Annotated in this window: 14 protein-coding genes; 10 read left to right on the plus strand and 4 right to left on the minus strand. The window is 39.8% G+C overall.

Annotated features, from left to right (window positions below; all coding sequences use genetic code 11):
- Positions 1–6 precede the first annotated feature (6 nt).
- The 3 genes from NRI27_RS10170 to NRI27_RS10180 all read right to left on the minus strand — a co-directional run bounded on the left by NRI27_RS10170 (position 7) and on the right by NRI27_RS10180 (position 1,560).
- Positions 7–564, minus strand: coding sequence for a TetR/AcrR family transcriptional regulator (locus NRI27_RS10170; RefSeq protein WP_371390582.1), 558 nt, complete (start codon positions 562–564; stop codon positions 7–9).
- A gap of 219 nt (positions 565–783) precedes the next feature.
- A complete protein-coding gene (locus tag NRI27_RS10175; protein ID WP_371390583.1) occupies positions 784–1,101 on the minus strand; it encodes a general stress protein in 318 nt (105 codons plus the stop codon).
- 276 nt (positions 1,102–1,377) lie between these two features.
- Positions 1,378–1,560, minus strand: coding sequence for a small, acid-soluble spore protein tlp (locus NRI27_RS10180; RefSeq protein WP_317945540.1), 183 nt, complete (start codon positions 1,558–1,560; stop codon positions 1,378–1,380).
- A gap of 182 nt (positions 1,561–1,742) precedes the next feature.
- Here NRI27_RS10180 and NRI27_RS10185 point away from each other — a divergent pair, with 182 nt between their 5' ends.
- Positions 1,743–3,281: a DEAD/DEAH box helicase gene (locus NRI27_RS10185; protein ID WP_371390653.1), complete on the plus strand. Its 1,539-nt coding sequence runs from the start codon at positions 1,743–1,745 to the stop codon at positions 3,279–3,281.
- Positions 3,282–3,295: 14 nt separating this feature from the next.
- Positions 3,296–4,093, plus strand: coding sequence for a YqhG family protein (locus NRI27_RS10190; RefSeq protein ID WP_371390584.1), 798 nt, complete (start codon positions 3,296–3,298; stop codon positions 4,091–4,093).
- Positions 4,094–4,228: 135 nt separating this feature from the next.
- Here the strand turns inward: NRI27_RS10190 and NRI27_RS10195 are convergent, their stop codons facing one another.
- The gene (locus NRI27_RS10195; protein WP_371390585.1) at positions 4,229–5,149 is read right to left on the minus strand and encodes an S-layer homology domain-containing protein; all 921 of its coding nucleotides are present in this window, start codon (positions 5,147–5,149) and stop codon (positions 4,229–4,231) included.
- A 516-nt stretch (positions 5,150–5,665) separates the two neighbouring features.
- Here NRI27_RS10195 and NRI27_RS10200 point away from each other — a divergent pair.
- The 8 genes from NRI27_RS10200 to NRI27_RS10235 all read left to right on the plus strand — a co-directional run bounded on the left by NRI27_RS10200 (position 5,666) and on the right by NRI27_RS10235 (position 15,038).
- Entirely contained in the window at positions 5,666–6,010 is a 345-nt protein-coding gene (locus NRI27_RS10200; RefSeq protein WP_371390586.1) for a thioredoxin family protein, read from the plus strand.
- Between the two features lie 137 nt (positions 6,011–6,147).
- Complete coding sequence (locus NRI27_RS10205) at positions 6,148–7,917, plus strand: ABC transporter ATP-binding protein (RefSeq protein ID WP_371390587.1); 1,770 nt, start codon at positions 6,148–6,150, stop codon at positions 7,915–7,917.
- A 27-nt stretch (positions 7,918–7,944) separates the two neighbouring features.
- Positions 7,945–9,690, plus strand: a complete 1,746-nt coding sequence (locus NRI27_RS10210) for an ABC transporter ATP-binding protein (protein ID WP_371390588.1) — start codon at positions 7,945–7,947, stop codon at positions 9,688–9,690.
- A 240-nt stretch (positions 9,691–9,930) separates the two neighbouring features.
- Entirely contained in the window at positions 9,931–11,274 is a 1,344-nt protein-coding gene (locus NRI27_RS10215) for a sigma-54 interaction domain-containing protein (protein WP_371390589.1), read from the plus strand.
- 222 nt (positions 11,275–11,496) lie between these two features.
- On the plus strand, positions 11,497–12,189 hold the full coding sequence (locus tag NRI27_RS10220; RefSeq protein ID WP_371390590.1) for a CoA transferase subunit A: 693 nt from the start codon (positions 11,497–11,499) through the stop codon (positions 12,187–12,189).
- Between the two features lie 17 nt (positions 12,190–12,206).
- Positions 12,207–12,872, plus strand: coding sequence for a 3-oxoacid CoA-transferase subunit B (locus NRI27_RS10225; protein ID WP_371390591.1), 666 nt, complete (start codon positions 12,207–12,209; stop codon positions 12,870–12,872).
- Between the two features lie 25 nt (positions 12,873–12,897).
- Positions 12,898–14,226, plus strand: a complete 1,329-nt coding sequence (locus NRI27_RS10230; protein ID WP_317945521.1) for a GntP family permease — start codon at positions 12,898–12,900, stop codon at positions 14,224–14,226.
- A gap of 44 nt (positions 14,227–14,270) precedes the next feature.
- Entirely contained in the window at positions 14,271–15,038 is a 768-nt protein-coding gene (locus tag NRI27_RS10235) for a 3-hydroxybutyrate dehydrogenase (protein WP_371390592.1), read from the plus strand.
- Positions 15,039–15,058: the final 20 nt, after the last annotated feature.

Below are 15,058 nucleotides of genomic sequence, written 5' to 3' on the forward strand. Positions count from 1 at the left end.
CTTTTACTACACGTTCTTTCTAATGATACCGTTTAGCAGCACATCCACTATAGCATCCAAAGCTTCTGAAACAGTAATACGATTTTCAAAGAAAAATTGTCGGTCAAGCGTCGAATTCGTGGCGTCAATGATCAATTTCATGAGGAGAGGCACATTTTGGTCGACAATTTCTCCTTGTCGAATGCCTTCTTCAATTAACTCCCGTAATGCATCCCATTCATTAATTGCGGTATGGACGCGTTGCCATTGGGCGGGATGTGACTTTTTCATTTGCTCAAGAATTTGCCAATTGTAAAAGTCATTGTATTTTGGAACAACTGTAATGGCGCATTTTATCTTCTCAATGAGCGTCAAGTGGGGGTTCTGAACGATTGCAGCTGTTTTCTCGTCAAATTCCTGTAGTGTTGAATCAATAATCGCGTCAAGAATTTCAGTTTTAGACGAAAAATGCTCGTATAATGTCCGTTTACTAATCCCGAGCCGTTTTGCCAAATCATCCATTGTGAACTTCATGCTTTTCTCATGAATTTCCTCCAGGAAAGCTTTCATAATTCGAGCTTTCATGTATCCTCCTCCTATGCAATAAAACTAAATAAACAGTTTTGGTTTTCAAAGTATAATTGTAGTATAATGACTTTCTTGTTGAAATGCAATAGGTATCACTTAGTACAAAAATTCACAAGTGGCTAACAATAGACTAAAAAGAGACAGGTGAAAGCTACAATACTGTCGCTTTTACCTGTCTCCAATATTCAGTTTAGTAGGGGGATTAGCTAAACTGTTTTAGGAATTTCTGTTAGAGTTGTTGTTATTGGAATTATAGTTATTGTTCTGTTCCGCGCGAGCTTCTCCGCCTTTTTGACCAATCTCTTCATAGAACGAACGATCATGGTTTTGGGCAGTTGCCTCGCCACCTTTTTTACCGATTTCTTCGTAAAAACTACTGTCATGATTTTGTGCAGTTGCTTCTCCGCCTTTGCGGCCGATCTCTTCGTAAAATCCGCGATCATGGTTTTGAGCTGTTACTTCTCCACCTTTGCGACCTGCTTCTTCAAGGGACATTTTGCTACGGTTGTTTTGATTGTTGTTGTTTTGTGCCATAATACAAATCTCTCCTTGTTTAGTAGTTTTGATCTTACATCCACTGTATAGCCGCTAGACATTTTTTAAAACATCTATAAATATTTATTTTCATCAAAGATAATTAAAAACGTTGATTTAATAGTGTTTAGCGGTTTGAAAATATTTTTTAATTCCTATTTAAGGAATAAATATAATGCATAAATACATAATTATTCTCAACATTTTTATTAATTTAAGTAAAAAAACCTTCCATTTCTACATAATGGAAGGTGTGAATTCACTGTTGCAACATACCTAATATTTACCGAAGTTCTTCATTGCTTCTTCTCTACGCTCGTTCTTTTCTTGAATCGCAGCAAGCTCAGCACCTTCTGCGTATTTCATCGCCTCTTCCGCTTTCCGCTTATTATCAATGGTTTTCTTCAACCGTTCCACGTCATTTGCGGAGTCGTCGGGTGTCGGTAAAATTCTAGACAATGTTTTGCGCCACCTTTCTACTGTAATGGGTACACGTTGTAGTGTGTGCGAGTGGTAGGTAATTATTTATGCATAAATTCAACAATTTCTTATAGCGATTTTAAAAATAAAACATAGGAACAGTATTTGTGGACATTCTAAGTGAAATCGTTAGTGGACAAATGATAACAATTGCTGAGGGGATGTTTATGTTAATTGTACGATCGTCTGAATGGAAAGATCAGTTTAGTGAACGGTTGGTGAATGGAGCAAAATCAGATAGCTGGACCCTATACAAAATGGCATATAATGTTGTTAAAACATCGCTAATAAAGGACTTTCATGGTTTGCAATGTCCAAAATTCTTGCCACATCTACAACCGTTTAAACATCAATTGGAAGTAGCTGAAACCGTTATCGAACGGATGAATGGAAAAGCGATTTTGGCAGATGAAGTCGGACTTGGGAAGACCATTGAAGCCGGTCTCATTTTAAAAGAGTACTTAGTGCGGGGACTTGTGAAAAAAGCACTTATATTAGCGCCTGCGTCACTTGTAAACCAATGGATTGATGAATTGAATCGGAAATTTCATATCCCAGCTATGCAATACAATAAAAAATATGACTTAAGCTTATGTGATATTGTTGTCACTAGTATTGATATGGCAAAAAGGAGTCCACATAAAGAAAAGATTTATGAACAAAACTTTGATTTAATCATTGTTGATGAAGCACATAAATTAAAAAATCATCAAACAAAGAACTATGAATTTGTTCAACAATTAAAGAAAAAGTTTTGCTTGCTATTAACAGCTACGCCTATTCAAAATGATGTGTTTGAACTGTTCTATTTAATCACGTTATTGAAACCTGGCCACCTTGGGAATTATGAAACATTTCGAACCGCTTTTTCAGCAAGCAAACATGATGTAGAGCATGAAGAGTTCTTAAAAGAATTGGTCAATCAGGTGATGGTGCGAAATACAAGAGAGGCAACAGGGATTGCGTGGCCAGACCGACATGTTGCCATTATTCCAATAACGTTTTCGGACATCGAAAAAGACATTTACAGTATGATTACGCACTTAAAGACGAATTCATCTTTGTTCTCTGACGCCTTTTCAATTATTACACTCCAACGAGAAATGTGTAGTAGTAAGGAAGCCGTTCAATACACGTTAATGAAAATGCGTGAAAAATGTACACGCCATGAAGACTTGCAAGCAATCGATCAAATTGTTGAAAAGCTAGCAGCTCTTCAATTACATGCGAAAGCAGAAAAGACGTTTGAACTCATTCAACAAGCAAATGATAAAGTGATCATTTTTACTGAATACCGAGCGACGCAAAATTTCTTGCAAGCTTATTTATATGAAAAAGGGATTACGAGTGTTTTATTCAACGGGAAGTTCAGTAAAAGTAAACGGGACTGGATGAAACAGCTGTTTCAACAGAATGCCCAAGTGTTGATTGCTACGGAATCAGGAAGTGAAGGCATCAACTTGCAATTTTGCCGATACGTCATTAACTACGACTTGCCATGGAATCCGATGAAATTGGAACAACGTATTGGCCGTGTTCATCGGTTGGGACAGGCGAATGATGTCCATATTTATAACTTAGCAATTCAGGATACAATTGATGATCATATTGTAGACTTATTGCATACGAAAATTGACGTGTTCGAAAAAGTTGTAGGAGAATTAGATGCAATTCTTACTTCATACAAACTATCCATTTGAAACGGAGGCTCTCCATGTACCCTCAGCAAATCCATGCATACTTGCATCGATTTTTCCAAGAAAACCAATGTGTGATTACCGAGGATGCGGGGAATTTTATGCGTGTTCAATTGACAATTGAAATGGATAAAAAAATGATGAATCGTCCATTTTACTGGCAATATGTTGAGACAACGGGTGCAGTCCCTTGTCCAGCACAACTCACATTCATTACGGATACGACAAATGTACGTGAAGATGTACGAGGGGAAGTTGTTCATTTCGGTTCCTATCGGCTCAATCAAGTATTCAATGTGACTAAGCAGCAAGGTTCGATTGTACATCTCTTTGAGAAAGTTCGGGTTAACGACAGGACAAAAACAATTTTAACACCATGGCTAGGCGTGAATTTTAAAGTTACATACGCCAGCGACCAAACGAAAGAAACCCTTTTTTCGTTAGGAATGAACTTAATGACAGGGCAAATAATTGATGGTTTTCAAGAAAGTGTAGAGAACAGGGAATTCGATGTAGAAATGTCTGCGCATACATTCAACTTGCCGTATACGATTAAGCCACTTCGTGCATTAGGCCGTCTCGAAGGAATGATTATTGATTTAATCAAGCAGGATGATCATCAATGGATTGACGAAGCAACTAATCGTTGGAAGAAGGATCAACGGGTGCTTGAGTATTTTTATGAAGGTTTAGAACATCGCCCTGAAAGCTACGAAGTAGAGAAAAAAGCAATGGAGGAGCAATATAGTCCGAAAATAGTAATTGAAATTATAAATGGCGGGCTCTTTTATGTGACAGCTATTCATGCTAACTAACGGTTAGATTATGAAAGGTGAAAAAATTTGTGAGGCGATGTACATTGGCGTTCAAATCGTACATCTTGTCATGAATTTCATGACCGAAAACAAGAAAACTCATCCCCCAGATCTATCGGAGGATGAGTTTCATTTTTATTCAGTTTCTACTGGTTGCACAGCTGGTGTTGTAAAGTCAAAATCGATTTCATTTATTCCATCAATTTCAATTTTGCCTTTTTTCCCTTCCAAAGAACTGTTAACAGAAAATTCAATCGTCAATGTAATACGATCTGCAGATAGAGAGCTATCAACTTTTTCTAATTCCTTTACTGAACCATCTTTAAAATACGCTTCGATGTAGAACATATCAGCAATGTCAGCAGCAGTTAATTCTTTAGGTGCCGCTTCTTCCATTTTAATCTCTAAAGTTGTTGGACTCAAAATAGTTGCTGATTCAGCAAATGGCAAATAGATGGAAAACAAGATGGTGTTGTAAAGAAGGTTAGCGAACTCACCACGTTTGATATTATCATTCGTACCAAATGTAGTTGGCGTCTTCCCGTTTGTAATTCCTGTACCATATAAAGCTTCAATATGAGGTGTGAATACCCCTACTGCATCTGTAAAAGGTGTTGTTTCAGCATAATTTTCTAAACCGAATCCAAGGTTCAAGAATTTGGCCATCGCTCCACGGCTTAGTAGAAGATCCGGACGGAACTCGTCTTTCGTAACTCCAGAAATAATTTTTGCTTCTGTTAGTGCGTTTACTGCACCTTTGACACGTGAGTTTAAATCTTTAAAACCAGCGGAAGGTGCATTTTCCACATCTAGTCCAAGCACGTTTGCTAAGATGACCGCAGCATCTCCTCTAGTTAGGTTTAAATCTGTACCAAACGAAGTAGTTGTTTTCCCTTTGATTAAATCAAATTCAAATAAGAAACTTACGGCCTCATCATAATTTGAATTTACATCGATAAATTGGTGTTCCGCGGCTGATGCGGAGGGGGCAATGGCAGATAAAGCCAAAATTGCTACTAAGCTAGTAACAAAAAACTTCTTAAAACTCTTAAACATTTACTTTTCCTCCTGTTACTAATCAAACTTATAATTTAGTACATCTCAATTTATCACGAATGTTTTTTTGAAAATACAAGTAAAAAGTGGGGAAAAAATAAGGTGGAGAAGTATGGAAAAGTCGCTACCGTATGTAGATAGTGGCCTTATTTGCATTTTGGTATTTTTGCTCCAATTTCTATGTACTTGCCCTAAAAAGGACATGCTATTGGTTGGCTTGATGACTGAAATGGAGAAGCGGTCCAAGATTTCTATGTTGCGAAATGAGACGAGAAAGAGAAAACTGTTAAAGAGTGTAACGTTGCGATGCGCCCGCATTATGTAGTGAAGTAAACAATTTTTTCGTACGCCATTTATTCAAATTGCAATAAACATAAAAATGTACCGTATGTGCACAAGATTGGATGATATGTGCAACTGCTATTGTAGAATCGCCTAATTGCCTATAATCTAAAAATTAGTACATCGACATATGAAATTGAGCGAATATAAGTCATTACTAAATGGAGGGTCCTCATGACAGTGTTTACAAATGTGACACCTGAGAACTTTGAAAAAGAGGTACTTCAGTGCGATTTGCCTGTTGTTCTACTCTTCTCAATTGACGACTGTGAACCTTGGACGGTCATGGAGCCAGTTTGTTTGAAATTGGCCGAGGAGTATAAGGGAAAAATCGCCTTTAAAAACTATCATGTAGAGATAGAAGATGTGTTTAGTGGAACGAACGAGCTATTAAAAAAATATGATGTCATCGGATTTCCGACGACCATGCTATTTGTTCCAGGTAAACCGCCAATCGCAAGTTTAGGGAACATGGACCGCGAATTATTCGTCGCATTCATTTCAAAAATTGAATGCTAGCTTAGCAAGGAAGGGACTCGTGCTCCCCTTTACGAGTTCTTTCCAGTTCTTTATCTGATAAATTGACAGAAAAGTAAAATAAGTGGATGCGACAAAACGTTTTTATACATAGGAATGTACTTTAAGGAGGGACCGAAATGGTATCGAAATCTGATAAAACAGATGCAATCTTTGCGAAAGGTCAAGATGAAGAACGTGGAATTTGGAAATCTTATTTTAAACTAATCTTTAAAGCGAAAATTCCATGGGTATGGATGCTAATCGTCATTGCCGTTTGGATCGGGCAAGCACAACTAACGCTTATGCTACCAGGGTATTCATCAAAAATAATGACTGGGGTTATTGAACCAAATGTCGTTTATGGGGCAGTAGCAGTTATCGTATTAGGGACGATCATGGGGGGAGTCGTCCGGTACATGAATAACTTGCTGAACTTCAAAATTGACGTCCGTTACCGTTCGTTAATTTGGAGACGTCTCATGAAATCCCCAATGGGCATGTTCGACAATGTAAAACCGACTGAGATGATTAGCCGAATAACAACAGATTCAGCGACAATCAGTTCAGTGCTTGGCACATGGTTGCCGTCCACTTTGGCAACCGTTTACACGACAGTTGGCGTCATTGCAGTTTTGTTTACATATGATTGGCGATTGTCCGTTGCAGTTTTACTTTACATACCGATTAATATCCTGTTTACGGTTTATTACGGAAAGTGGAGCTATCGCGTCAATCGAATGACATTTAACAGACTTTCGAAGCTAACATCGTTTTTATCAGAATTGCTAATGAGTGTACCGTTAATTAAAACATTTGTCACAGAATCAAAAGAGGATTTGCGTGGACAACAAAATTTACAGTATTACTATAAAGCAAACTTAAAACGCTCAATTGTCAATTGGATTGAAAACCCGGTAAATGGAGTTTTAGGGATTCTTCAAAACTTAATTGTGATTGGCTATGGTGTCTATCTACTAAAAGCTGGCATGATTGAAATGACAGAATGGGTTGGATTTTTCTTGTATGTCGGCATGCTTTCCGGAACGATTGGTGTCTACTTCATGGTGTATATTGAACTGAAAAATAGCCAAGGGGCTACGACACGAATTGCACAACTTATGGATAATGAGCTGGAAGAGTACGACCATGGTATTCCAACGGATAAGCTTACAGGTGATATCACATTTACTGACGTCGCGTTTGGCTATGGGGAAAAAGAGGTTTTTACTGAACTGAATTTTACCATTCCTAAAGGTAAAAAGACGGCAATTGTTGGACCGAGTGGTAGTGGTAAATCAACAGTGTTGGCATTGTTGCAACAATTTTACTCCCCTCAAAAAGGTTCCATACAAGTTGGTGAAACGCCTGTTTCAGAATACACACTTCATAGCTGGCGTAATCTGTTTTCTGTTGTTGACCAAGACAGTTCGATGATTTCAGGAACTGTGCGAGAAAATATGTTGTATGGTGTCAAACGTAAAGTGAGCGACCAAGAAATTGTTGAAGCGGCTGAGAAAGCAAATGCCCTGCAATTCATTGAAGAATTGGAGTTTGGTTTTGATACGTATGTAGGAGAAGCGGGTTCCAACTTGTCTGGAGGACAACGGCAACGAATCGCGATTGCGAGAGCATTTTTGCGGGATGCTGAAATTCTTCTATTGGATGAAGCGACCGCGAGTTTAGATAGTAAAGCAGAAAAATTCGTAAAAGAAGCGATTGATAAATTAGCGTCGCAATGCACTGCTGTTATCATTTCGCATGATTTGTCCAATGTAAAAGATGCTGATCAAATCATTCTCATTAATGAAGGAAAAGTAAATGGAACAGGAACGCATGAACAACTTTTGCAAACGAATGAGCTGTATCAAGAATTTGTCCGCTTGCATCAAAAGCCATCTGCGCAATAATCATGTAAAAGAGAAGGAGGAAATTTCATGGACGAACAGAATCAGCGCGGATGGAAACCGTTTTTTAGACTTGTTAAAAAGTCGAAATTGCCATGGGGACTCTATATTATCGGTTTAGTCATCGGGTTTGGAGGAGCAGGAATTGGCCTCATCCTACCTCAATACACAATGGAAATTATCGATGGAAACATCTTTGATAATAAAATTGTAACGACTTATATCCTAATTGGGGTAGCGGGTGTTATCCTCGCAGCAGGATCGGCATTGATGGGTGCGATAGCAGGACCAATCGCTAAAAGAAATATCCAGAAAACCGTTTGGACAAAGCTCATGCATATGACAATACCTCGTTATCATAAACAACCGTCACAACAATTAATTAGTCGAATTACCGTTGACCCGGGGTGTATAGATGTTGTGGTTCGTAACTTGAAAACGGCGATTCTCGCGACATTTACATTGATTTCATCAATTGTCATTATGTATAACATGAACGTTAAATTGACGCTAGCTCTACTTCTTGTTGTCCCATATATGTTAATTGTTACTGCTGTCGTCGGGCATTACACGCAAAAAACGCAACTCGGTGTGCAAGCAAGATTCGCAGGAATTACAGCATTTTTTGCGGAAAGACTACAAAGAATGCGTCTTGTGAAATCATTCGGAAAAGAAGAGGAAGAAATTGAGCAAGGCGAAGAAGTTTTATTAAAACATTATACAGCGGAAAAGAAACGAGCGATTGTCGACTTGTTTGCAGAACCGCTCATGCAAAGCACGCAAGCGAGTGTTGTCGGTACCGTTCTAATTTACGGAGGAATACTCGTACAAAACGGTGAATTACGCGTAAGTAGTTTAATTGGCTTTTATATGTATGTAAATTTCATTCATAACAACGTTTTAAAATACGGGATTTTGTGGCAATCACTTAAACAAGCAAGAGGGGCCACAGAAAACATTGCTCACATTGTAGAAGGTGAAGACGAAGAGCTGAAAAGGCAACAGTCAATGGCAAATGACGTACACAATGATCTGAGTCTGCAAAATGTCTCTTTCGGGTACAGTGAGCGAACAATCCTGAACAACTTGAATGTAACCATTCCGGCAGGTAAAGTGACTGCATTAGTGGGGCCGAGTGGATGTGGGAAGTCGACAATTCTTAATTTACTGGAGCGCTTTTATGAGCCGCGTGTGGGTCGGATTATGATAGGCAATACGCCAGCGGAGAACATTCACGTAGATGAGTGGCGTGAAGCGATTGCTTATGTCTCTCAAGCAAGTCCATTGTTGTCTGGGACGATACGAGACAATATCACGTATGGTTTGCCATTTGAAGCAAGTGAGGAAGATATCCGTCAAGCAGCCGTTCAAGCAAACGCATTGGATTTCATCGAACAGTTTCCAGATGGATTTGAAACAGAAGTCGGGGAATTTGGCACGAAACTTTCAGGTGGCCAAAGACAACGGATTGCCATTGCACGCGCGTTCATCAAAAATGCACCCATTCTTTTACTTGATGAAGCAACAGCTAGCTTGGACGCGCGTTCAGAACATGCAGTCGTGAAGGCATTAAAACAATTAATGAAAGATCGAACGACTGTCATCGTTGCCCATGACATGGATCTCATTAAGGATGCAGATCAGATAATTGTTATTGATCGAGGGGCTGTATCTGATGCCGGTACGCATAAAGAGCTCTATAAGCATAATGAATTGTACAAACAGTTAGTAGAAATCCAAGATGAAAAAGAGAATAGGCTATCTGTGCAATTTTAACGGCGAAGATAAGTCTGCAATGGGAATCATGTACGTTGTGATTAATTGAATACAGGATGTTGGAAAAGCTATACAAATTCAAGGAATGAACACTTGGTTTGTATGGCTTTTTCTATGTATAGGCTTGAGGTCATCTAAGTTCGGATTGTAAAAAGAGAGTCTCTATCGTGTATGATATGAGTGAAGCATATTTGGGTCGACTAAAAGTAGACAATAGCTCTTGGGAATGGAGGGTTTTTCTTGAAACTTGAAAAGATCAATCTACCAGAATACGTGTTAGCACAAATATTAGAAACTGCTTTTCAATGGTTTGTCGTTGTGGATAAAGAGTCTAACATCACTTATATAAACGAGGATTACTGCAAGTTTTTAGAAATTAAAAGAGAGGATGCGATGGGGAAACCAGTCAATGAAGTAATTGAAAACACGCGAATGCATGAGGTTGTACAATCCGGCGAAGAACACATTGCATCAGCTCATTACATAAAGGGCACGTATATGTTAGCCAACCGAATCCCTATCAAAGTGAATGGTGAAATCGTTGGGGCATTCGGCAGTGTTGTTTTCCGCGACTTGCACGATTGGCATCATCTCAGTTCGCATGTCAAACAAACATTGGAAAAGATTAATGTCCATGCAATGCCAACAGAGGAGAACCAATATCGGTTAGGTGACATTAAAGGATCATCACAAGCGATACGGTCGATAAAAGAAACGATACAAATGATTGCGCCAAGCGATTTGCCGGTATTATTGCAAGGTGAAAGCGGTACTGGGAAAGAAATGTTTGCACAAAGCATCCATTATTTGTCGGACCGTTCAGATAAACCACTTATTAAAGTGAATTGTGCTGCCATTCCAGCTGACTTGTTGGAAGTTGAATTATTTGGACAAGGGAGATCAGCAACGTCTACTGAGAGACAGGGAAGAATCCATCTTGTGAATGGTGGAACGTTGTTTTTGGATGATATCGGGAGCTTGCCACTGCCTGTACAAGTGAAATTATTACGCTTGTTGAATGATGGTGAAGTGGAATCGGTCCATTCACATAAAACAGAAAAGGTGAACATCCGTCTTATCTGCTCGACGAATCAGCCGTTAACCGAGTTAATAGAAGTAGGCCAATTCCGAAAAGATTTGTATTATCGAATTCAAGCGATTACACTGCGTATTCCACCGTTACGAGAACGAATGGAAGACTTCTCTGAAATTACGAGTTTCATGTTTCATGAGGCAATTAGTAAAGCTGGAAAAAGAAATATGGTGTTTGCTGAAGAGACATTACGTGTTCTTCATTCCTATCACTGGCCAGGCAATATTCGTGAACTGCAAAATGTCATTCAAGCAGCTGTTTACTTAACAAACGGTGAAACCATCTATCCGGACGCCCTTCCCCCTCAAGTGAAACAACAAATTCATTATTATTCACCAAGTTCAAGAACATTAGCGGAGTCACTAGAAGAAGTGGAGAAGAAAATTTTAAGCGAAACACTCCAAGTTTGTACAAATAAGAGAGAGGCAGCGGCCGTCCTAGGTTTAAGTAAAAGTACATTTTATGAGAAATTAAAAAAATATGAGTTATGACCTATTTTCCGCTATTTCGGAAAGTTGTCCGATTATCCGGAAAAAATAGTGTTGATTGTAATTGATTTGTAGATTCTAATTCCGACAAATCGGACAAATGACAGTCGGTAAAGCTTGTAAACCTTATTAAAACAAGGTTTGCAAGTTTTTTTGTTATCTGATTTAATGAATGAAAGCGCTTTACCGTTAATAAATTGGACATAAATGATAGGAGAAGAAGATATGAAAATCGTGTATCCATCTGCAAGAGAAGCTGTACAACAAATAAAAGATGGTTCTTCCGTCATGGTTGGTGGATTTGGTTTGGTCGGAATTCCTGAACAACTGATTCTTGCGTTAGTAGAAACGGGTGTAAAAGATTTGACGATCATTTCAAACAACTGCGGCGTTGATGATTGGGGTTTAGGCCTGTTATTAAAGAATAAGCAAATCAAAAAGATGATTGGTTCATATGTAGGTGAAAATAAAGAGTTTGAACGTCAAGTGTTAGCAGGTGAGATTGAAGTTGAATTGACGCCACAAGGTACTTTGGCTGAAAAAATACGGGCGGGTGGTGCAGGAATTCCAGCATTCTACACGCCGGCTGGAGTTGGGACGCCAATTGCTGAAGGCAAAGAAGTGCGTACATTTAATGGTAAGCAGTATATCTTGGAGGAAGCACTCACTGCTGACTACGCGCTAGTGAGAGCGGCTACTGCAGACCATATAGGCAATTTACTGTACAACAAAACCGCTCAAAATTTTAATCCAATGATGGCAGCGGCAGGGACATTCACAATTGCAGAAGTTGAAGACATCGTGGAGGTAGGCTCTTTAAATCCAGCGCACATCCATACGCCAAGCATTTATGTGCAAGGACTCCTTCAGGCAAAACAAGAAAAGCGTATTGAGCGTCTCGTTACAACATCGTCATAAGAAAGCGAGTGAAATCATTGAGAGAACTTACACATAGAGAACGAATTGCAAAACGAGCGGAAAAAGAGATTCAACATGGCGACTATGTCAATTTAGGCATCGGCATGCCGACGCTCGTTGCCAATTTCATCGCAGAAGATAAAACGGTCATCCTGCAGTCTGAAAACGGCTTATTAGGAATCGGCCCTTATCCAGAGAAGGATGAAGTGGATCCTGAGTTGATCAATGCAGGAAAAGAAACCATTACAACGATTCCAGGTTCAGCATTTTTTTCAAGTGCAGAGTCATTTGCGATGATTCGGGGAGGACATATCGATGTCGCGATTTTAGGCGCAATGGAAGTGTCTCAAACGGGTGATCTTGCGAATTGGATGATTCCAGGAAAGATGATTAAAGGAATGGGAGGGGCAATGGATCTTGTTCACGGTGCCAAAAAAATCATCGTTATTATGGATCACGTAGCGAAAGACGGATCACCTAAAATTAAAAAAGCTTGCGAACTACCTTTAACTGGAAAAGGAGTGGTGGATGTCATTATCACGGAACGAGCTTTCATTGAGGTGACGGAACGAGGATTGGTTTTAAGAGAAGTATTCGAAGGATTTTCTGTACAAGACGTCATTGATTCAACTGAAGCGGAATTGATCGTCAACGGTGTGAAAGACAGCGTGCACGTAAAGTAAGATAAATGACTGGGGGATAAGAGGTATGGGCGTTTTAGGAATGATTGGTTTAGTTGGAGGTTTGGCTTTACTCATTGTGTTGACAATGAGAGGAATGAATATACTAATTGCGGGTCCCATCTCTGCACTCTTCGTGGCATTAATGAGCGGGATGTCATTATTTCCTCAATTGGCGGCAGAAGGGGAAGCGAATTTTGTAACTAGTTATATGACGGGGTTTACGAGTTTCATTGCATCGTGGTATTTAATGTTCCTATTAGGAGCAGTGTTTGGTAAAGTGATGGAAGATAGTGGTGCAGCGGATGCGGTTGCCAAATGGACTGTTAGTAAGTTAGGGATGAAATACGCAGTACTGGCAATTGTGATGGCATGTGCAATTTTGACGTATGGTGGCGTGAGTCTATTTGTCGTAGCATTTTCCGTGTATCCAATGGCAATTTCCTTGTTTAAACAAGCAAACCTACCAAGGCGATTTATTCCCGCTACATTGGCTTTAGGATCGGTTACATTTACAATGACTTCTGCAGGTTCACCTGAAATTCAAAACTGGATTCCAATTGAATACTTAGGAACAACTGCGTATGCAGGGTGGGAAGTAAGTATTATCGTTGGATTGTTCATGGCGTTCTTCGGGTATTGGTGGCTGAAAAGAATGATTACAAAAGCTGTGAATAAGGGAGAGCGTTTCGAAGACAGAAAGACGGATCCTGCATTTGATACAGAACGAGCATTACCGAATCCTTTTTTGTCTATGATTCCTCTAGGGATTGTATTAATCATTTCGTTCATTTTCCACGATAAGTTGGCGCAGTCTGCTTTAATAGTCGCATTGCTAGGCGGAATTATCTCAACGTATTTCGTAGGAAGAAAATACTCGAAAAACTATGGAGCAGCCATTTCTGCAGGTACTCTCGGCGCAATCGTTGCAATTGGGAATACAGCTGCAGTTGTAGGGTTTGGTGGTGTAGCGAAAGCGGTTCCTGCTTTCCAAAGTGCAGTTGATATTATGACAAATATTCCTGGGTCTCCTCTAATAGGTGCTGCAATTGCGGTATCGGTCATTGCAGGGATGACAGGTTCGGCTTCAGGCGGCCAAGTTATCGCCTTGCCGTTAATCGCTCCACATTACATGGATATGGGTGTAAATACAGAAGCCCTTCACCGCGTTGTTGCGATATCATCAGGTGCGCTTGATTCATTGCCGCATAATGGGTATGTCGTTACGACCATTCAATCGATTGCGGGAGAGACACATCGTGCTGCATATGGTGCAATGGGTGCGGTGACAGTGATAGTTCCGGTGATTGGTGTTATCATCGCAATCGTTCTATTTTCACTCGGATTAGGAATCTAATAAAACTTGTTGGGACACGGTCGTTTGGTTGAGGAGGAATTACATTGGTAAAAGATAAAGTGCTTTTTATAACGGGCGCTGCACAAGGGATAGGATTTGAAATTTCGAAAGCATTTTCTGAAGCGGGTGCACATGTCGTATTGACTGATTTGAATGAGGAAAAGGTAAAGGCGTCTGCATCGATGTTAGGTGAACATGCAATTGGCATAAAGTGTGATGTTACGAAAGAAGAGGAGATCCAGCAAGCAATAAATGAAGCGATTGAGCATTTTGGTAGAATCGATATTCTCATAAATAACGCAGGTTTACAGCACGTAGCGATGCTGGAAGATTTCCCAACAGAAAAATTCGAGTTGCTCGTGAAGATTATGCTAACTGCTCCGTTTGTTGCAACGAAATTGGTGTTACCGCATATGAAGAAGCAGCAATTTGGACGGATCTTGAACATGGCATCTATTAACGGCCTTGTCGGATTCGCAGGCAAAGCAGCGTATAATTCATCCAAACATGGGGTAATTGGTTTAACGAAAGTGGCGGCATTGGAAACAGCAGCTGACGGAATTACGGTGAATGCGATCTGTCCAGGATATGTGGATACGCCTCTCGTTCGTAATCAGTTGGAAGACTTAGCAAGTGTCAGGAATGTACCATTGGCGTCTGTATTAGAAGAAGTCATTTATCCGTTAGTGCCTCAAAAGCGTTTGCTCGACGTAAGTGAAATTGCCGATCTTGCATTGTATTTAGCGAGTGACAGTGCAAAAGGAATAACAGGGCAAGCGGTTGTGTTGGATGGTGGGTATACGGTGCAATAAATAAGGGATGAAAAAGCATG

The organism is Sporosarcina sp. OR05 (assembly GCF_041414805.1).
GTDB lineage: Bacteria > Bacillota > Bacilli > Bacillales_A > Planococcaceae > Sporosarcina > Sporosarcina saromensis.

What these genes read in the sequence shown, in the direction of transcription:
- NRI27_RS10170 (WP_371390582.1), bottom strand. Translation starts at nt 564, where the DNA reads ATGAAAGCTCGAATTATGAAAGCTTTCCTGGAGGAAATTCATGAGAAA.
- NRI27_RS10175 (WP_371390583.1), bottom strand. Translation starts at nt 1,101, where the DNA reads ATGGCACAAAACAACAACAATCAAAACAACCGTAGCAAAATGTCCCTT.
- NRI27_RS10185 (WP_371390653.1), top strand. Translation starts at nt 1,743, where the DNA reads ATGTTTATGTTAATTGTACGATCGTCTGAATGGAAAGATCAGTTTAGT.
- NRI27_RS10190 (WP_371390584.1), top strand. Translation starts at nt 3,296, where the DNA reads ATGTACCCTCAGCAAATCCATGCATACTTGCATCGATTTTTCCAAGAA.
- NRI27_RS10195 (WP_371390585.1), bottom strand. Translation starts at nt 5,149, where the DNA reads ATGTTTAAGAGTTTTAAGAAGTTTTTTGTTACTAGCTTAGTAGCAATT.
- NRI27_RS10200 (WP_371390586.1), top strand. Translation starts at nt 5,666, where the DNA reads ATGACAGTGTTTACAAATGTGACACCTGAGAACTTTGAAAAAGAGGTA.
- NRI27_RS10205 (WP_371390587.1), top strand. Translation starts at nt 6,148, where the DNA reads ATGGTATCGAAATCTGATAAAACAGATGCAATCTTTGCGAAAGGTCAA.
- NRI27_RS10210 (WP_371390588.1), top strand. Translation starts at nt 7,945, where the DNA reads ATGGACGAACAGAATCAGCGCGGATGGAAACCGTTTTTTAGACTTGTT.
- NRI27_RS10220 (WP_371390590.1), top strand. Translation starts at nt 11,497, where the DNA reads ATGAAAATCGTGTATCCATCTGCAAGAGAAGCTGTACAACAAATAAAA.
- NRI27_RS10230 (WP_317945521.1), top strand. Translation starts at nt 12,898, where the DNA reads ATGGGCGTTTTAGGAATGATTGGTTTAGTTGGAGGTTTGGCTTTACTC.